Below are 18,046 nucleotides of genomic sequence, written 5' to 3' on the forward strand. Positions count from 1 at the left end.
AATAATATTCGCTATAGTTAAGCCTTCTCCTGCAAATCATGTAAAAGTTTTAAACATTTTTCCGAAAAAGCGCTTCGGTCTTCCGACGTAAATTTTTTGGGACCTTTGGTTCTTCCGCCGCCGCGGCGAACTTTGGCGCTAATATGCCGGCGATCCAGCAAAAGTTCGATATTGTCCGCGTCGTACACGAGGCCGCGCTCCGACAGGGCGTAAGCCCGTTTGGCCAACACCAGCGCGGCCAGCCCGTAATCCTGCGTAATGACCAGATCGCCGGCGCGCAGATGATTGACGATATACAGATCCGCACTTTCCTTGCCGGGGTCCACCCGCACGACCCGCACGTTGTCGGATTCGCGCAGCACATGGTCGTACGAGGACACCATGACGACCGGCACGCCGGTCAATCTTGCGGCCTGCTTGATCTCTTCCTTGACCGGGCACGCATCGGCATCGACCAAAATCCGCAGTCCTTCCGCTTCCATCTTCTTCCCCCTTTTCGCGAAGGCGCGCCGCGGCCGCTTGAAGACCGCCGCCTGCCCCTATGCGAAAAACGGAATTCCCCCGCCAGAGCACACAATGCGCCGGCGCCGCTCTGGCGTGCCGGATCCTGCTTCTCTGTACGGGGAAGATTCCGTATCGATTCCTTATTCAGCTGCTTGCGCGGCCGCGCGTCTTACTGCCAGACCAACTTGCCGAAATCGGCGAAGCGCTTGAGATCCGCATCGATCGCGGCAAGCAGGGCCAGACGGTTGGCGCGTACCTTTTCGTCCTCTGCCATTACCATTACCCGGTCGAAGAACGTTGTAATCGGCTGCTTGAGCCCCGCCAGCGCGCCCAGTTCCGCTTCGGCGGCGCCGCGTTCGCCGTTTGCCCAGGACGCCCGCTGCTGCTGAAGCTCCTGCCACGCGCGGAACAATTCCTGCTCCGGTTCGCCTTCGAACAACTCCGGCTGCACGCTGCTGCCGTCCGATTTGGATGCCAGATTGCCGGTACGCGTGAACGACTCCACGGTGATCTTGAAATCGCCTTCGCCGGAGATACCGTTCATCAGCGCTTTGCCCCGGGCCACGACGGCCGGAACGTCGCCGAAGCCGGCCGCGATGACCGCGTCGACGACGTCGTAACGCAGCGTCTCCGACAGCAATTTTTTGACGCGAAGCTCGAAGAAGTCACGCAGGTCGCCGCGAACTTCATCCGCCGTCCGCTTCAGGTTGCCGGCCTGCTCGTGTACCGAGATCGACACGTCGAACAGCTGGTCGAGCGTCAGGTCGAGCTTGTGGTCGAGCAGGATCTGCACGATGCCCGCCGCCTGGCGGCGCAGCGCGTAAGGGTCCTGCGAACCGGTCGGAATGATGCCGATGCCGAAAAATCCGACGATGGCGTCCAGTTTGTCCGCCAGGCTGACCGCCGAGCCGACGATGGAAGCCGGCACGGATTCGCCGGCAAAACGCGGCTGGTAATGTTCGAATACGGCGCGCGCGACCGATTCTTTCTCGCCGGCTTTGCGCGCGTAGTCTTCGCCCATGACGCCCTGCAGTTCGGGGAACTCGTACACCATCTGGGTCACGAGGTCGAACTTGCAGATGTCGGCGGCGCGGCTGACGTCCTGCTTGTCTTCGCTGTCCAGGTTGAGCAGCTCCGCGATGTGGTCGGCCGTTTGGCGAATGCGGCGCACTTTGTCGCCGGTACTGCCGAGCTCTTCGTGGAACACGACGTTCTCAAGCTTCGACAGCGCGTCCGCGATCGGCAGCTTCTGGTCTTCTTCATAGAAGAACTTGGCGTCCGACAGACGGGCCCGCAGCACTTTCTCGTTGCCTTTGGCGATCACGTCGAGCGACTTGGCATCGCCGTTGCGCACAGTTACGAAGAACGGCAGCAGCTTGCCTTCGGCGTCCAGAACCGGGAAGTACCGCTGGTGTTCGCGCATCGACGTGATGAGCACGTCCTGCGGAATGTTCAGGAACGATTCTTCGAACGTACCGAACAAAGCGGTCGGCGTCTCGACGAGGAACACCACTTCTTCCAGCAGGTCTTCCTTGATCGCGATATTCCAGTTGCGTTCTTCGGCCAGGTCGCGAATCTGCTTGAGGATCAGCGCCTGCCGCTCTTCCACGTTCGCGATGACGTGCTGCGCGCGCAGCGCTTCGACGTAATCTGAAGCCCGGTCGATCGAAGTCTCGCCGCCGAGAAACCGGTGTCCGCGCGTAACGCGGCCCGTGTGCACGTCGGTAATGTCGAACGGCACGACTTCTTCGCCGAACAGCGCGACCATCCAGCGGATCGGACGGACGAATTTGAAATCGTAGGTGCTCCAGCGCATGTTTTTCGGGAAACTCATCGACGATATGAGGCTTTTGAGTCCTTCCGGCAGCAGCGCGGACGCTTCCTGTCCGTTCAGGCTTTTGGTCGCGTAGATATATTCCACGCCGGCCAGTTCCTTGAACGTGAAGTCGCTCGCTTCCACGCCCTGGCTGCGGGCAAAGCCCAAAGCGGCTTTGGTCCATTCGCCGTTTGCGTCCTGCGCGATTTTGCGGGAAGGGCCTTTGACTTCTTCGCTGACGTCCTCCTGCTTCTCCGCAACGCCGCGCGCCAATACGGCCAGGCGGCGCGGAGTCGCGTACGCTTCTACTGTATCGTAGCCCAGACGCGAAGCGTCCAGCCATTTCTCCGTTTTCTCGCGCAGCTGGTTCATCGCCGCGCGCAGGAAGCGGGCGGGTACTTCTTCAAGCCCGATTTCGAGCAGCAGATCTTTTGCCATTACGCTTCCCCTCCTTTCTTGATCAACGGGAAGCCGAGCTTCTCGCGCTCCTCCACGTAGGAAGCCGCCACTTTACGGGCCAGATTGCGCACTCTCGTAATGTAGCCGGTCCGTTCCGTCACGCTGATCGCGCCGCGGGCGTCGAGCAGGTTGAACGTATGCGAACATTTCAACACGTAATCGTAAGCCGGGAACACGAGGTTGGCTTCGGCCGCGCGCGCCGCTTCCTGCTCGTACATGTTGAACAGCGTGAACAGCATCTTGGCGTCGGACAGCTCGAACGTGTATTTGGAATGCTCGTATTCCGCCTGGCGGTAGACGTCGCCGTAAGTCATGCCTTCCACGTATTCCAGATCGAACACATTCTCTTTGTCCTGAATATACGAAGCGAGGCGCTCCATGCCGTACGTGATCTCGACCGCGACCGGATGCGTCTCCAGACCGCCGACCTGCTGGAAATAAGTGAACTGCGTAATTTCCATGCCGTCCAGCCACACTTCCCAGCCGAGACCCGCGCAGCCGAGCGTCGGGTTCTCCCAGTTGTCTTCGACGAACCGGATATCGTGCACGAGCGGATCGACACCGAGCGCTTTGAGACTGTCCAGATACAATTCCTGAATATTGTCCGGCGACGGCTTGATGATGACCTGGAACTGGTGATGCTGGTACAACCGGTTCGGGTTCTCGCCGTAGCGTCCGTCCGAAGGGCGGCGCGAAGGCTCGACGTAAGCGACTTTCCACGGCTCGGGACCGAGGGAACGCAAGTACGTCATCGGATTCATCGTGCCCGCGCCTTTTTCCGTATCGTAAGGCTGCGCGTTAATGCATCCCTGATCCGCCCAAAATTTCTGAAGCGTCAGGATCATGTTCTGAAAATTCATACAAACACCCCTTTGCAAAATGGATCGGCAGACCGGACAAGGAACTTGGGCACCTATCTGACTGTACACAAAAAACTCCCGTCCTTACGCCTGATTCGACAGACGTAGGGACGAGAGTTTCGGACCCGGAAACGACATCATGCCGCGCATGCGCCGTTCCCGGGTTCGGGTCCGTTGAGCGGATCAGGCATTCGGCAGATCCGAATGCAGCCCGTCCAACGTCCTTGCTCCCGCGGTTCCACCCTACTTGAATACGCGGCGTCCGCGAGCGGACGCGATGCGCATTCCTCTTTTCCGTACGCTTCCCGTATCGCACGCTCCCGGAAATGCCGATAAGCGCGAAATAGGGCCTGCCGGGCTTGCACTGTTCCCGGTTCGCTGGTGTTGGGCCTCGTAAATCATCCGCGCATTTTCCGTTCAACGCTGCTGCGAAACTTTCAGCAATCTACCTTTATTGTAAAACCCGAATGGTTATTTGTCAAAGCCATACTGATCCAGCTGATCCAGAAACCGCTTGGATTTCAAGTTCATGCCGATATGTTCGCGCATCAGCGCTTCCATGACGATCTTCAGTTCGGCTTTGGTCTCCGGCTTGACGTCCACGTTGCCGAGCCGGCGCAGGTCGAGCCGCGCGAATACGCGCAGCAGCGACAGCGTGCGGGCCGACACCGGAACCGCGTACGGATCGGCCGAGCGAAAAGGCACACTGAGCACGCCGCCCAGACGCGGGCTGATCAGCGCGTCGCCTTCGACCGGACGCCGGCTGGACGAACAAATGTCGAGTTCGGGTCCGTAGCCGGACGCCTGCAGCATTTTCATTTCGAACAAGCGCATCATCACTTCGGGATCTTTGCCTTCCCGCATGCCGGTCAGAAAAGCCTGCAGCTGCTCGAACCAGAAACTGCCGGTATCTTCGTCCTGCAGCGCCCGGTCGATCAGCTCGCAGGCATAGGCGCCGTGGGCGGCAAGCACCAGATCTTCGCGCAGCTTGTGGTTCGATTCGTAGATCTCCGCGTCGTTCAGCGTTCCCAGCCCGCTTCCGCCGCGGAAAAAGCTGAATATGCCGTACGTGAACGGCTGGGTCAGCGAACCGTGCCGGCTTTTGAGCTTTTTCGCTCCGCGCACCATCACGCCCATTTTACCGTGCGTCTGGGTGCAGAGCGTAATGATTTTGTTCGTTTCGCCGTAGTCCATCGCCCGAATCACGATTCCTTCGAGACGGTACAGCATCCTAAGCGTCCCGGTGGAAGCCGAGGTCTCGCAGCACGCGATCCTGGTTGCGCCAGTCCTTTTTCACCTTGACCCACAGCTCCAGGAAAATCTTGGAACCGAGCAGATTCTCGATATCCTGGCGCGCCCGCTTGCCAACTTCTTTGAGCATGGCGCCCTGCTTGCCGATGACGATACCTTTTTGCGAATCGCGTTCCACGAAAATGACCGCGCCCACGTACACGATGCCGTTGTCCTGCACTTTCATGTCTTCGATCGTGACGGCGATCGAGTGCGGCACTTCTTCGCGCGTCATCTGCAAAATCTTCTCGCGGATCAGTTCGGCGATAACGAACTGTTCCGGATGGTCGGTGATCTGGTCGGCCGGATAATACTGCGGGCCTTCCGGCAAATATTTGCCCAGCTGTTCCATCAGCGTGTTCACGTTGTTGCCGAACTTGGCGGAGATCGGAATCACTTCCGCGAACTCGTACAATTTGCGGTATGTCTCGATCAACGGCAGCAGCGCTTCCGGTTCGATCAGGTCGATCTTGTTCATGATCAGGAACACCGGCGTCTTGATCTTGCCGAGCTGTTCGATAATGTAGCGGTCGCCGCCGCCGATGCCTTCCGAAGCGTCGACGAGGAACATGGCCGCTTCCACCTCGCCCAGCGTGTTCAGCGCCGTGTTGTTCATGAAATCGCCCAGCTTCGATTGACGTTTGTGAATGCCCGGCGTATCGAGGAACACGATCTGTTTGCCTTCCCCCGTGTACACCCCGTGAATCTTGTTCCGCGTCGTCTGCGGTTTGTCGGACATGATCGCGATCTTTTGCCCGATAATCTGGTTCATCAGCGTCGACTTGCCGACGTTCGGGCGGCCGACGATAGCGACGAACCCGGACTTGAAGCCTTTTTTGCTCTCCATTCTATTCCTCCTCTTGATGTCTGATACATTTTTTCCGTCCTTGTCACTTGTTCTTGCCTTATGCTTTATCCAGATCCCAGGGCCCGAACGCGTCCGGGAGCAGTTCCCCGATCGTCGTCTCGCGAATATCGCCCTTCATATTGCTCAGCATGACCGGCATATCCGGTTTGCACAATTCCACCAACACCTGCCGGCATACGCCGCACGGCGCGATCGGGCCTTCCGTGTCGCCGACGACGGCCAGCATCTTGAAGCTGCCCGGACGATGGCCGTCCGCCACCGCGCGGAACAGCGCCGTGCGCTCGGCGCAGTTGGACGGTCCGTACGCCGCATTTTCGATATTGCAGCCGTGGTGCACCTGTCCGTGCTCGTCCAGCAAAGCCGCTCCCACTTTGAAGCCCGAGTAAGGCACGTAAGCCTGCGCCCGCGCTTTGATCGCTTCCTGAATCAGTACCGCTGCATCCATTCGACCTGTTTCCCCTCTCCGTATCTGCTTCTTGTCGGGTGCATTCTATTGTACATCCGTCCGCCCGTTACAGCCAGCCCCAGTCTTGCACCAAGCGCAGCAGCGGAGGCGCAAACACGATAAGACCGATCACGGCGGCGAAAACCGCGGAAGCCAGCACCGCTCCCGCGGCGGCATCTTTCGCTTTTTTGGCCAGCGGATGCAGCCGTTCGCCCACGGTCAGGTTGACCGCGGCTTCTACCGCCGTATTCATCAATTCGGCGGACAGCACGAGTCCGATCGCCAGGCACAACAGTCCCCAGTCGAGCCGGGGAACCCGCAGCAGCGCACCCAGAAGCAGCACCGCCGCGCACAGCGCCAGATGCACCTTGAAGTTCCGTTCCGTCGAAGCCGTTGCCCGGACGCCGTCCCAGGCATTCCGAAATACGTCTCCCCAGGTGCGCCGTTTGTCCATCAGCGCGTCAGCCCGATTTTTTGCAGAGCCGCTTCCTGCTTGGCCATCATCTCCGCTTCGTCTTCCGGGGTCTGATGGTCGTAGCCGAGCAGATGCAGAAATCCGTGCACGAACAGAAAGCCGAGCTCCCGCTCGACCGAATGTCCGTAATCCCCGCTCTGCGCGATGGCGCGCGGCACGGAAATGATGATGTCTCCCAACATTTCCTCGAGTTCCGGCTCCGCCGCTTCGGCCGCGTCGACTTCGTACACGATCTCCGGCTCTTCGCCCGCCGATTCGCGCATCGCGAACGACAAAACGTCGGTCGGCCGGTCGATATTGCGGAACTCTTTGTTCAGCCGGTGGATTTCTTCGTCGTCCACGAAAGTCAGCGCCACTTCGCCGTCGGTCACGTTTTCCGTCTGCCCTGCCGCTTCAAGCAGCAGGCGCAGCTGCCCGATCAGCGTCTCGCCGATTTCGTATTGGTCTTGTTCGTTGCTCCATTCCAGTTGCAGGCTCATGCTTCAGTTCTCCTTTGTCTTGGGCTTGACCTCTTCGGGATATTCGATCCGCGAATGGAAAATTCCCATTACGGCTTCCTTGAGCGTTTTGGACACCACGTCCAGCTCTTTGAGCGTAATGTCGCACTCGTTGAACTGCTGGTCGTCCAGCCGGCTTTTGATGATCTTGCCGATCATCGATTCCACCTGGTCGATCGTCGGCTTGTGCAGCGAGCGGACCGCCGCTTCGACGCTGTCCGCGATCCCGACGACCGCCGCTTCTTTTGATTGGGCTTTCGGTCCCGGGTACCGGAATTCCGCTTCCGTGAAGTCCGGTTCGACGCCGCGTTCTTCCGCAAGCTTCAGCGCTTTTTGATAGAAGAAATAGAGGAAAGTCGTGCCGTGATGCTGCTCCGCGATATCGCGGATACGCTTGGGCAGCTTGTACTCTTTCTGCATCTCGACGCCGTCGCGCGCATGGGCTACGATGATCGACTTGCTCAGCTTCGGATCGATGGAATCGTGCGGATTTTCGATATTGTTCTGATTTTCGATAAAATAGCTCGGACGCTTGGTCTTGCCGATATCATGATAATACGAACCGACCCGGCAGAGCAGGCCGTTGGCCCCGATCGCTTCCGCCGCCGCTTCGGACAAGTTGCCGACCATGACGCTGTGATGGTACGTGCCCGGCGTCTCGATCAGCAGCTTGCGCAGCAGCGGATGGTTCGGGTTGGACAGCTCGACGAGCTTGAGCGCCGACAGGATGCCGAACGTCACTTCGAAGAACGGCATAAGCCCGATCGCCAAAATGGCGGTCAGCAGTCCCGAAGCCAACGCAAACGCGACCGGATACAGAATCGTGCTGCGGCTCGGGTCGGGATCTCCGATCAGCGACAACGCCAATACCGCCAGCGCGCCGAACAAGCTGACCATGATGCCCGCTTTGAGCAGGGTCGACCGCTGGCTGGCCCGGTGCACGGTGAAGATCGCCGCATACGAAACGACAAGCGTGTAGAAACCGAAATGGAAATCGAAAATGTCGCTTCCCGTCTGTCCGGCATTCAGCACGACGCTCGCGAGCACCGAGAAAATGACGGCGCTGAAGTAGGCGAACGGATTGTTCAGCAGCAGCGTAATGAGCGTACAGCCGATAGCGACGGGAGCGAGATAGCCGACGTACCGCGCCGTATCGCTTTGCACGAGCGCCGTCAGATGCATCGCGATCAGCATAATGAAGTAGATCAACACGATCATGAGCAGCTGCGGATTGCTGTATTTGAACTCGTTGCCGCTGAGGCGCGTGAACAGGAACATGCCGAGCGAGAGCAGGCCGGACAGCAGCAGCAGGCCGAACTGCGGCCAGTAATTGATCTCCGTCTTGAGCATGTCGTTCTCCTTGAGGAGATTGTACATGTCCTGCGTAATCGTCTCGCCGCGCTGCACCAGCACGTCGCCCTGCTCGATATATACCGTTTCGGTATTCTCGCGGGCCTGCACGGCCGCTTCCTTCGTCGCTTCTTCGTCATAGAACCGGTTCGGCGTAATCGCGAGCTTGATCAGCTCCTGCACGACCTCGCGCGAAGTGCGGTCGGTCAACGTGCTGCGGCTGACGAACTCCGCGACCTGGGCGCGCGCCGTCTGGGCGTCCGTCACCTGATCGCTCATGAGCCGGGAAGCGATTCCGGTCGCTTCCGACTTCATCTGCTGGATTTGGATCGAAGTCAGCGCCGGAATTTTGTAAAACGTTTCTTCCGGGATATCGTATTCCTGCTCGCCGAGCCGCGTCTGCACTTCACGCAGCAGCGCGGCCGAATATGCTCCGTTGCTGCCGCTGTTGCGGATGCTGTTCGCCATGAACTGATTGACTTTTTGCGGCAGCTCTTCCCGGTAAATCTCGATTTTGTTCGCTTCCGTCAGTTGGTCGTCCTGATTCAGCGTATCGATCCGGTCCAGCAGCTGGTTGATCAGCGTATCGTTGCGAAGCGGCACGATGCGGTACACCTGCTGCACGCGCTCCGCGGCTTCTTCCTGCGCCTGCAGGGTCGCTTTGCTGTTCGGAATCTGTGCCGGAGCCAGAATTTCCTTGTCGCTCGGCATGTTGACCTGGATATCGTATTTTTCGGGCAGCAGTTTGGGCGCAAGCCCGACGTAGAACATAAGCGTCATCAGGGCGAACAAAGCCAGCTTGACGAGACGGCTGTTTTTCCAGCCGGAAATTTTCGGATCGGTTTTTCTGTTCCATTTTTCTTTTGAAGCCATATGGAAGAACCTCCGGTATTAGACTCCTGAGCCTATTCCAAAATGAAAGATGTCCCTATCGTTTGGAAATCGGTTCTTATTCGATGCTTTCCGCTGCCTTTTCGTAAGCCACGATGATTTTCTGTACGATCGAGTGACGAACGACGTCTTCCTGGGCGAACGTGACAAAGCCGATATCGGAAATTTCGTTCAGGATCAGCCGGGCTTCGACCAGACCGGACTTTTTGCCGCGCGGCAGGTCGATCTGCGTCACGTCGCCCGTGATGACCATTTTGGAACCGAACCCGATCCGTGTCAGGAACATCTTCATTTGCTCGGGCGTCGTGTTCTGCGCTTCGTCCAAAATGATGAACGCATCGTCGAGCGTCCGTCCGCGCATGTACGCAAGCGGCGCGATCTCGATCAGGCCGCGTTCCAGCGCTTTGGCTACCTGCTCCGTGCCCATGACGTCGTACAGCGCGTCGTAGAGCGGGCGCAGATACGGATCGACTTTCTCCTGCAGATCGCCCGGCAGGAAGCCGAGGCTCTCACCCGCTTCGACGGCCGGACGCGTCAGTACGATACGCTTGACCAGACCTTCCTTGAGCGCGGTTACGGCCAACACGACCGCCAAATATGTTTTGCCGGTACCGGCCGGACCGATACCGAACACGATGTCTTTTTTCTTGATCGTCGTGACGTAATGCTTCTGGCCGATCGTTTTGGGGCGAATCGGCTTGCCGCGGAACGTCAGGGCGATTTCGCCTTTGAACAGGTCGAGCAGTTGATCGGCGCGGAAATCTTTGGCCAGATCGAGCGCGTACTGCACATCCCGTTCGGTCAAGTTGTAGCCGTTGCGAACCAACTGCAGCAGCACGTCGAACAGCTGCTCCAGTTGATCCGCTTCCTGTTGGGGTCCGTATATGCCGATTTCTTCCTCGCGGCTGTCGATCCGTGCTCCGAACTGCCGTTCGATCAACTTGAGATACGTGTCCTGCGGACCAAACAGGGCCAAACCTTCTCCCGCGTTATGCAGCGGAATTTTGATGCTTCTCGTCTGTTCTGTCAAAAGCTCTCAGTCTCCTTATATCGATATGATGGGAGGCCTCGGCTTCCTGTGCGGAACCGGGCCCTTGTTCGCCTATCGGAATCTTGAACCGCCGGGCGCCGCGCGGATTCCGTCTGCCGCTTGGAGCCTACGGAATCCGGCAGCGGCCGGATCAAACCTTATTTCTCAACTTTACCATTCTAAGAGGCCCCATGCAAAAGATTTTGGGAGCGTGTTCGGAGACGCGCAGGACGCAAAAAGCCGGCCTTTTTCGTCGGGGACGGAAAAGGCCGGCAGCTGCGCCGTCGGGAAACGGCGATTCCGCAGAATTACCTGCGCCCGGAATGATACGGTTTTCTGGCACGGGGCGTGCCGAGGATCTCGGCCCACATGACCCCTTTGCGCAGATCTTCGGCCGTCGGTTTGACGAACAGATCCGCGGCGGCGACCGGCGTCTCCGCCGGTGCGGTCCGGCCTCCGACCTGATGGTAGGAAGCGGCCGTCTTCGGACGATTGCCGCCGCCCCGGGTCGACTTGCGGTCGATCTCGCGTACCGCGTTCGGCATCGCCTGGGCCCGGCTTTGGGTCGAACGGCCGGCTTGCAGCCTTTTCTCGATCTCTTCGTTCATGCCGATCGAAGCTTGTTCCAGGTTGGTTCTGCCCGACCGGGCATCGGTACGCGAAGCGGCATCGTTCCCGCGCGCATCCGCTTTGCGCGGATTCGGAGCGGGAGCGCGGCCGAACGGGGACTGGCGCTGCTCGGCTTGTTCTTCTTCATATTGCATAGGCCGCGTCGCCTGCCTGCCCGGATCGGAAGCGCCGCGTCCGCCGAACGGCTCGGCGCCTCCGTTGGGATTCTTTTTCTTCTTGCCAAACACGGACATCAGCGCACCTATAATAATGATGACGATGAAGAAGTTGCTTACGATCCAATCCAAGAATTGGGGCACGATATCCCCTCCTGTTCCGCCTAATTACTTGTGTCGCCTTACTTGTTCGGATCCTGCTTGTCGACATGCGTTACGTTCATGCCGCCGAGCGAGCCTCTCATTTCCGTATCGGCTTCGAGATTTTTGATGTTCAGGTAATCCATAACGCCGATTTTGCCGCCGCGCAGCGCTTCCGCCATGGCGATCGGCACTTCCGATTCGGCTTCCACGACGCGCGCTCTCATCTCGACGACGCGGGCGTTCATTTCCTGTTCTTCCGCTACGGCCATGGCGCGGCGTTCTTCGGCTTTGGCCTGGGCAATCCGCTTGTCGGCTTCCGCCTGTTCGGTTTGCAGGAAAGCGCCGATGTTTTTGCCGACGTCCACGTCCGCGATATCGATCGACAGAATTTCGAACGCCGTACCGGCATCCAGTCCTTTTTCAAGCACCGTGCGCGAGATTTTGTCCGGATTCTCCAGCACTTCCTTGTGCGTGTCGCTGGAACCTACCGTGCTGACGATACCTTCGCCGACACGGGCAATGATCGTTTCTTCGCCGGCACCGCCGACGAGGCGGTCGATGTTCGCACGCACCGTAACGCGGGCAATAACGACGACTTCGATACCGTTGCGCGCAACGGCCGAGATGCTCGGCGTCTCGATAACGCGCGGGTTAACGCTCATCTGTACCGCCTGCAGCACGTCGCGGCCGGCCAGGTCGATCGCGGCCGCCCGTTCGAATTCCAGCGGAATGTTGGCACGATGCGCCGCGATCAGCGCATTGACGACGCGGTCGACGTTACCGCCGGCCAGATAGTGACTCTCAAGCTGGTTGATGGTCAACGTCAGGCCCGCTTTGTGCGCCTTGATCATCGGATTGACGATCCGGGACGGCGTTACGCGCCGCAAGCGCATAGCGACCAGCGTAATGATGCTGATGCGCAGACCCGAAGCGAGCGCCGAGATCCACAGGGCGACCGGGAAAAAGCTGAAGAAAATGCTCAAAAGAATAATGCCTACCACTACGATCAGCAGCGGAGTAATCCAAACTGCATCTGCCATAAGTACCCCTCCAAGTTTCGGGTTCAAAGCGCCGGAGCGAAAATGGGTTCCGGTTCGGCGGCCTCAAACTCCGTTATGTCGTTCTGTTGCGTGAGCTGTTGCGTGAGTGTGCGTCTTGCTGCCCGGACCCAGATCAGATCGGTTCGATCGGTCCCAGCCCGCTGTGCCATTTTTCCTGAACGACGATGCGGCTGCCTTCCGTTTTGACGATGACGACCGCTTTGTCGCGTTCGATAAAAGCGCCGTCGCTGACGACGTCGAGACGTTCGCCTTCGATCAGGACGGTACCCGACGGACGCAGAGGCGTCAGGGTAACGGCGTCGCGTCCGACCAGTTCAAACCGCGTGACCGCGGAATTGTAACCGGCTTCGGACGTCAAACTGTCTTTAAGAATGAAGCGATTCCAAATGCCCCGCTCCTTGAACACGAATACAACGATGCCTACAGCCGCCGCGGCCAATACGAAAGCGATTCCGAGCGTCTGCAAAGCGTGTCCGGTTGCCCATGCTGCCATAACCACTCCTCCTATAAGCGAGCCCGCTCCGAGCAGGCCCAGTATCCCGAAACTCGGCAGAACGATTTCGAGTGCCATCAAAACGATTCCCGCTGCGAACAGCAGCCAAACGTAAGGATCGGCCAAACCCTGGAACGTGCTGGCGAAAAAGTACAGAACGAACGCGCTGACCCCGAGCACTCCCGGAAAAATGAGTCCCGGCACGAGCAGTTCGATGACCACGCCGGCAAGTCCGATAAACAGCAGCAGCGTCAGCATGACGGGCTCTGTCAGAAATCCCGAGAGATTCGACAAAAACCCGGCCTGCTCGGCGCCCTGCGACGAAACGGCCGTACCGGCCGCGGAAGCCGTGGACACGAACGAGGTGCAGACGATCAACGGAATCCCGACCAGCCAGACGGCACCCCACAGCGCCGCGGCGAATCCTACCCACCATTTGGACCGTGCTTGTGTATGCATCGATTTCCCCTCCTTCTCTAAAATGTGAGGCGCTTACGAAACAACTTGCTGCTCTTCATTTCCCTCTGTTTAGGCTTGACGAAACAACAGTTTCTCAGTATTGTATACGTGCTTCCGGCCGCGAGGTTCCAAAAAAATCCCGTTTTACTAAAAAAACAACAAAAACACCCTTCCGGAAACCCGGAAGGGTGTTCGTTTCGCTCGTTTATTGCAGGCCCTGCTGAACCACTTGATTAACCAACTTCCCATCGGCACGGCCTTTGACTTTCGGCATCAAAGCGGCCATGACTTTTCCCATATCGGCTTTGGAAGAAGCGCCGGTTTCTTGGATGGTCTGTTGTACAATGGCTTTCACTTCCTCTTCGCTAAGCTGGGTAGGAAGATAGTCAGCAACAATAACGATCTCGGCTTTGACAGTCTCGGCCAAATCGTCACGACCTGCTTTTTCAAATTCATGGAGGGCATCTTTGCGCTGTTTGATCTCACGACTCAGAATTTCAAGCACTTCTGCGTCATCCAAAGTCCGCTTCAAATCGATCTCTTGGTTCTTGATCGTCGCGCGAATCATTCGTATGGTCGAGAGTTTGAATTTATCCTTACTCCGCATGGCTTGCTTCATATCTTCGTTTAATCGTTCGCTAAGATTCATTTAACAATAAATCCTCCTACCAAGACGTGTTATTCGAATCGCCAAAAAAAGCGACCGGGTTAAACACTACTTAGAACTTTCTTTTGCGAGCAGCCTCAGACTTCTTCTTGCGCTTTACGCTAGGCTTCTCATAATGCTTGCGCTTTTTAACTTCCGCCAGCACGCCGTCTTTTGCGATCGAGCGTTTGAAGCGGCGAAGAGCAGCATCAATAGTCTCGTTTTTGCGAACTTTAGTTTCAGACACCAGTTTCCCCTCCCTCCGACCAGACCGTCCAAGAGCATAACACGGTTAATCAACTTTCATTATAGGCGAAAACAAAAGTCCGTGTCAATGCCTATAAAAAAGTCTGTTTCGATCCAGACGGCAAGCAGGCGGTTTTGAGCCGTGAAAGCCCAAGCCGCGCGCTTTGCGCCGTCAAAACAAATCGCGGCCCGAGCGGAAAACCGACCCCAACAGGCGCATTCCCGCTTACCGGGCCCACCTCATCCGATGCCCGGCTGCGCCGAGCCCTACCGGGCATCGGCCCGGCCTGTCCGGATCGGTCAAGCGTGTGAGTCCGACGCTCCGGTCAGCGCGCCGAGCTTGCCGCCTCCGAGCAGATGGAAATGCAGATGCGGCACCGTCTGGCCGCCGTCGCGGCCGCAGTTGTTAATGACGCGGTATCCGCTCTCCGCGATGCCCAGCTCTTCGGCCAGCTGCACGGCGACGCGGTGAATTTCTCCGATAACGGCCAGATCTTCGTCCGCAATATCGTTCAGCGACGGAATCGGCTTTTTCGGCACGATCAGTACGTGGACGGGAGCCGCGGGCTGAATATCGTGGAACGCATAGATCCGTTCGTTCTCGAACGCTTTCCGGCTTGGAATATCGCCCTGAATAATTTTCGTGAAAATCGTCTCGCTCATCTGTGTTCCTCCTTATAGGTATGGGGTTGGGCATTCGGCTTCGTTTATTGTACCGATTATGCGCGCAAAAAACAAAAAAAGAAGCCCCCCGCGAATCCCGGCGGGATTCGTTTGCTTGAAGCGCCGGCCGGAGCGAACGCACGGGACGTTCGGACAGTTGGCGCTTCGGGGGACTTCCATGGCATGTCGGCTGACTGTAGTGTAACAGCCCGGTGAATCTGTATCTGTGATCTGTGTCACGTTCTGCGGGCTACATTTTCTCCAGCAGCACTTTGGAGCCGGCTCCGGCAGGGTCGGCCGGCTGCACGATCAGGCGGCGCGGCAGACGCGCCCGCAGCTCCTGCACGTGGCTGATAACGCCGACCGACAGCCGGTCGCTGTGCAGATGCTCAAGCGACGTGATGACCGTGTCGAGCAGCTCGGGATCGAGCGTGCCGAATCCTTCGTCCAGGAAAAAAAATTGCAGCGGATATTCGCCTCGCAACTGGATCTGCGCCGACAAAGCCAGCGCGAGCGACAGCGAAGTCAAAAACATCTCTCCGCCGGACAAGGTCGAGACCGGACGGCGCACGCCGCCGTTCGCGTCGTCGCATACGACAAATCCGCCGCCGGAATCGACTTCCAGCGAATAACGCTGCTTGGTCAAAAAGCGCAGCCGGCTCGACGCCGCGCGGCTGATCTGGATCAGCTGCTCTTCGGCCACGTATTCGACGAACGCGTTGCCGCGGAAGCAGGCCTGCAGCTTCGACAGCCGCTCCATCTCCGCGGCGGTCACGCGGCGTACCTGCTCCAGTTCGTTCCAGCGTCCGTTGCGGACAGAGACGTCTTCGAGGTCGCGCTGGGCGCGCGCTTTGGCGGACAGCGCTTCTTCGTCTTGCCGCCGGGCTTCGCCCAGCCGCAAGGCGCAGGCCGCCCATTGATCTTCCGACACGTCGGCGCCGCCGAGCAGCTTCTCCAGTTCCCGCAGCCGGGCGGACAGTTCGTTCTCCCGCTCCCGGTGCGTCCGGGCAAGGCGCTCCGCTTCCTGCATCTCTTCGTCGCGCATAACGGCGGCTTCCGCTTCTTCCGCCGCCCCGAACGGCGAACCGTCCAGCGCTTCGCTCCAGCCCTGCTCCGCGGCGGACGCATGTTCGGCGGCCGATAATGCCGCCTGCTGCGCCGCGGCGGAATCGTTCGCCGCGGTCTGCCATGTGCGGCGCGCCGCTTCAAGTTCAAGCCGCGTCCGCTCCGCCGCTTCGCGCAGGCTCTCTAGGCGTTCCGACGCCAGGCGCAGCAGCTCGGCCGCGGAATCGCCGCCGGATGTCTCGCGCAGGCGCCGTTCTTTCTCGGCCAGCAGCTCTGCCCGGCCTTCGGCCTGCGCCGTGAACAGCACAAGGCCGCGTTCCGCTTCGGCCGCGGATTGCTCGTGCGCTTTCAGCGCCGTTTCCATATCGCGGATAACGGGACCGCTCTTGTCGAGCCGGCGCTTCAGTTCTTCGGCCCGGCTGTCCCGGTCGCGAATATCCGCGCGTCTGGCTTCCAGTTCTTCCCGCCGCAGTTCGGCGAACGAAGCCGCCCACTGCCGCTCCGCTTCCGCCAGGCGGCGTTCCAGTTCGCCGAGGCGCTCTTCGGCGCGCACGCGCTGGCGTGAAGCGCCGTCGAGCCTGACGCGCGGCGCTTCCGCTTCGCGCGAAGCAGCGGACAAGGCGCGCTCGCCGTCGCGCGCCGCGCTGTCGAGCTGCGCGGATTCGCGCTCGAAGCGTTCCGCCGCTTCCTGCAGGCGGAGCAGTTCGTCCGCGCAGGCCTGCGGGGAAAGCAGGCGGATTGCGGGAGCGGGCGCGGGAGCAGACGCGGCCGAAGGCGCGGAAGCGACCCCGGGCGCGAGGGCAGGCGCCGAACCGGGCGCTTGCGCGGGTGCGGCTTCGACGCCGGGGTCAGGCTGAACCTGCCCGGAGGCGGAGCCGTCCGGGGTCTGCGCCAGTTCTTCGCGCAGGCGCCGGGCCAGCCTTTCGCCGCCCTGCCGCAGGCGGGCGGCGGCGAGGCGCAGCTCGCGCGCCCGGAGCTGCAGGGCACGCAGCGGTTCGAGTTCCGCCGCGGCCGAGGCGGCGGAAGCGTCTTCTTCCGCCGGCAGCGGATGATGCGTCGCGCCGCAGACGGGGCAGGGCTCGCCGTCGGTCAGGGCGTGCGCCAGCTCGGCGGCCATGCGGCGCTGCGCGGAATCGCGGTCCGCCTGTTCGAGCAGCGACTGCCGCTCTTCGGCCGCTTCGATCAGCGCGGCGATCTCCCCGTCGAACACATCCAGCGACGTCGCGTACCGCTCGGCGTTCTCCGCCGCGCGGAGCAGATCGGCGCGGCAGGCAACTTCCCGCTCGCGGCCGGCGGACAGTTCCGCTTCCGCTTCCGCCTCCTGGCGCCGCGCTTCTTCGAGATCGCGGCGAATATCCGGAAGCTGCGCTTCGAGCCCGGCGATCGAATCCGCCAGCCGACCGGCGACTTCCAGTTCCGTCCGGTCGGAGCTGCGCACTTCGCAGCCGCCGAGCTGATCCTGCAGTTCGGCGCGCAGCTGCGCGGCCTTGTCGAGCTTGCGCCGCAGCTCGTCGGCGTCGGTACGCGCCCGTTCCAGGCGAGCCGCCGCTTCGGTCCGGCCGCGTTCGAGCCGCCGGCTCTCTTCGCGCAGCGCCTCCAGTTCGCGCTCTAGCTGCAGCGCCTGTTCCAGTTCGGCGATACGGCGCAGCAGCGTCGGCTCTTCGCCGGACAGCCCTTCGCGCGCCGCGCTTTCGGCCGACGCGGCCAGGTCGGCCCGCCCGCGCGCTTCGCCCAGCGCGGCCTGAAGCCGCTCCGCGGCGGCGGCCAGCTGTTCCGAGCGCGCCGAAGCCGCCCGGAACCGTTCCAGCGCCGGCAGCAGCGCCGCCGACGCGCGCGCCCGTTCCGTGCGCGCCTGCAGCGCGCGGATCTCTTCGCCGCGCGCTTGCAGCTGCCCGAGCGCCGACGCAGTCTCGCGGCGCTCGCCCGCGCGTTCGCGCACGCGCGCCAGCCGGCCGTGTTCCTCGGCCGCCGCGTCCAGCTCCGCGCGCCGGGCTTCGGC

Annotated in this window: 17 protein-coding genes; all 17 read right to left on the reverse strand. The window is 60.1% G+C overall.

What is annotated here, in order from left to right:
• Positions 1-17: 17 nt before the first annotated feature.
• A complete protein-coding gene (locus FTE24_RS14040) occupies positions 18-482 on the reverse strand; it encodes a YaiI/YqxD family protein (RefSeq protein WP_141446299.1) in 465 nt (154 codons plus the stop codon).
• A 191-nt stretch (positions 483-673) separates the two neighbouring features.
• The gene (gene glyS, locus FTE24_RS14045) at positions 674-2,758 is read right to left on the reverse strand and encodes a glycine--tRNA ligase subunit beta (RefSeq protein ID WP_150230320.1); all 2,085 of its coding nucleotides are present in this window, start codon (positions 2,756-2,758) and stop codon (positions 674-676) included.
• Positions 2,758-3,639: a glycine--tRNA ligase subunit alpha gene (glyQ, locus tag FTE24_RS14050; protein WP_141446301.1), complete on the reverse strand. Its 882-nt coding sequence runs from the start codon at positions 3,637-3,639 to the stop codon at positions 2,758-2,760. Before glyQ ends, glyS begins: the two co-directional genes overlap by 1 nt.
• Positions 3,640-4,110: 471 nt before the next feature.
• Positions 4,111-4,869 carry a DNA repair protein RecO gene (gene recO / locus FTE24_RS14055; RefSeq protein WP_150230323.1) on the reverse strand — a complete coding sequence of 253 codons (759 nt, stop codon included), beginning with the start codon at positions 4,867-4,869 and terminating at the stop codon, positions 4,111-4,113.
• Position 4,870: 1 nt separating this feature from the next.
• A complete protein-coding gene (gene era / locus FTE24_RS14060) occupies positions 4,871-5,776 on the reverse strand; it encodes a GTPase Era (RefSeq protein ID WP_141446303.1) in 906 nt (301 codons plus the stop codon).
• Between the two features lie 58 nt (positions 5,777-5,834).
• Positions 5,835-6,242, reverse strand: coding sequence for a cytidine deaminase (locus FTE24_RS14065; protein WP_141446304.1), 408 nt, complete (start codon positions 6,240-6,242; stop codon positions 5,835-5,837).
• Positions 6,243-6,309: 67 nt separating this feature from the next.
• On the reverse strand, positions 6,310-6,696 hold the full coding sequence (locus tag FTE24_RS14070; RefSeq protein WP_150230325.1) for a diacylglycerol kinase family protein: 387 nt from the start codon (positions 6,694-6,696) through the stop codon (positions 6,310-6,312).
• Positions 6,696-7,196, reverse strand: a complete 501-nt coding sequence (gene ybeY / locus FTE24_RS14075) for an rRNA maturation RNase YbeY (RefSeq protein WP_150230328.1) — start codon at positions 7,194-7,196, stop codon at positions 6,696-6,698. The genes FTE24_RS14070 and ybeY overlap by 1 nt, the downstream gene beginning before the upstream one ends.
• A gap of 3 nt (positions 7,197-7,199) precedes the next feature.
• Positions 7,200-9,437 (reverse strand): HD family phosphohydrolase, encoded by a 2,238-nt coding sequence (locus tag FTE24_RS14080; protein WP_150230330.1) that lies wholly within the window; start codon positions 9,435-9,437, stop codon positions 7,200-7,202.
• A gap of 76 nt (positions 9,438-9,513) precedes the next feature.
• Complete coding sequence (locus FTE24_RS14085; RefSeq protein ID WP_141446308.1) at positions 9,514-10,485, reverse strand: PhoH family protein; 972 nt, start codon at positions 10,483-10,485, stop codon at positions 9,514-9,516.
• Positions 10,486-10,793: 308 nt separating this feature from the next.
• A complete protein-coding gene (locus FTE24_RS14090) occupies positions 10,794-11,414 on the reverse strand; it encodes a hypothetical protein (RefSeq protein ID WP_150230333.1) in 621 nt (206 codons plus the stop codon).
• A gap of 38 nt (positions 11,415-11,452) precedes the next feature.
• The gene (gene floA, locus FTE24_RS14095) at positions 11,453-12,454 is read right to left on the reverse strand and encodes a flotillin-like protein FloA (protein WP_150230335.1); all 1,002 of its coding nucleotides are present in this window, start codon (positions 12,452-12,454) and stop codon (positions 11,453-11,455) included.
• A gap of 133 nt (positions 12,455-12,587) precedes the next feature.
• Complete coding sequence (locus FTE24_RS14100; protein WP_150230338.1) at positions 12,588-13,427, reverse strand: NfeD family protein; 840 nt, start codon at positions 13,425-13,427, stop codon at positions 12,588-12,590.
• Between the two features lie 205 nt (positions 13,428-13,632).
• Complete coding sequence (locus FTE24_RS14105) at positions 13,633-14,076, reverse strand: GatB/YqeY domain-containing protein (protein WP_150230341.1); 444 nt, start codon at positions 14,074-14,076, stop codon at positions 13,633-13,635.
• A gap of 70 nt (positions 14,077-14,146) precedes the next feature.
• Positions 14,147-14,320 carry a 30S ribosomal protein S21 gene (gene rpsU / locus FTE24_RS14110; RefSeq protein ID WP_005547957.1) on the reverse strand — a complete coding sequence of 58 codons (174 nt, stop codon included), beginning with the start codon at positions 14,318-14,320 and terminating at the stop codon, positions 14,147-14,149.
• A gap of 299 nt (positions 14,321-14,619) precedes the next feature.
• Positions 14,620-14,982, reverse strand: a complete 363-nt coding sequence (locus tag FTE24_RS14115) for a histidine triad nucleotide-binding protein (RefSeq protein ID WP_141446313.1) — start codon at positions 14,980-14,982, stop codon at positions 14,620-14,622.
• A 250-nt stretch (positions 14,983-15,232) separates the two neighbouring features.
• The coding region (locus FTE24_RS23505; protein ID WP_160441766.1) for an SbcC/MukB-like Walker B domain-containing protein at positions 15,233-18,046 on the reverse strand (2,814 nt) is incomplete at its 5' end.

It is taken from the genome of Saccharibacillus sp. WB 17 (genome assembly GCF_008634075.2).
In the GTDB taxonomy this organism is placed as follows: domain Bacteria; phylum Bacillota; class Bacilli; order Paenibacillales; family Paenibacillaceae; genus Saccharibacillus; species Saccharibacillus brassicae.

Excerpts from the sequence above, each read along its gene's own strand:
- FTE24_RS14040 (WP_141446299.1), bottom strand. The coding sequence starts at position 482 with ATGGAAGCGGAAGGACTGCGGATTTTGGTCGATGCCGATGCGTGCCCG.
- glyS (WP_150230320.1), bottom strand. The coding sequence starts at position 2,758 with ATGGCAAAAGATCTGCTGCTCGAAATCGGGCTTGAAGAAGTACCCGCC.
- glyQ (WP_141446301.1), bottom strand. The coding sequence starts at position 3,639 with ATGAATTTTCAGAACATGATCCTGACGCTTCAGAAATTTTGGGCGGAT.
- recO (WP_150230323.1), bottom strand. The coding sequence starts at position 4,869 with ATGCTGTACCGTCTCGAAGGAATCGTGATTCGGGCGATGGACTACGGC.
- era (WP_141446303.1), bottom strand. The coding sequence starts at position 5,776 with ATGGAGAGCAAAAAAGGCTTCAAGTCCGGGTTCGTCGCTATCGTCGGC.
- FTE24_RS14065 (WP_141446304.1), bottom strand. The coding sequence starts at position 6,242 with ATGGATGCAGCGGTACTGATTCAGGAAGCGATCAAAGCGCGGGCGCAG.
- FTE24_RS14070 (WP_150230325.1), bottom strand. The coding sequence starts at position 6,696 with ATGGACAAACGGCGCACCTGGGGAGACGTATTTCGGAATGCCTGGGAC.
- ybeY (WP_150230328.1), bottom strand. The coding sequence starts at position 7,196 with ATGAGCCTGCAACTGGAATGGAGCAACGAACAAGACCAATACGAAATC.
- FTE24_RS14080 (WP_150230330.1), bottom strand. The coding sequence starts at position 9,437 with ATGGCTTCAAAAGAAAAATGGAACAGAAAAACCGATCCGAAAATTTCC.
- floA (WP_150230335.1), bottom strand. The coding sequence starts at position 12,454 with ATGGCAGATGCAGTTTGGATTACTCCGCTGCTGATCGTAGTGGTAGGC.
- FTE24_RS14100 (WP_150230338.1), bottom strand. The coding sequence starts at position 13,427 with ATGCATACACAAGCACGGTCCAAATGGTGGGTAGGATTCGCCGCGGCG.
- FTE24_RS14105 (WP_150230341.1), bottom strand. The coding sequence starts at position 14,076 with ATGAATCTTAGCGAACGATTAAACGAAGATATGAAGCAAGCCATGCGG.
- FTE24_RS14115 (WP_141446313.1), bottom strand. The coding sequence starts at position 14,982 with ATGAGCGAGACGATTTTCACGAAAATTATTCAGGGCGATATTCCAAGC.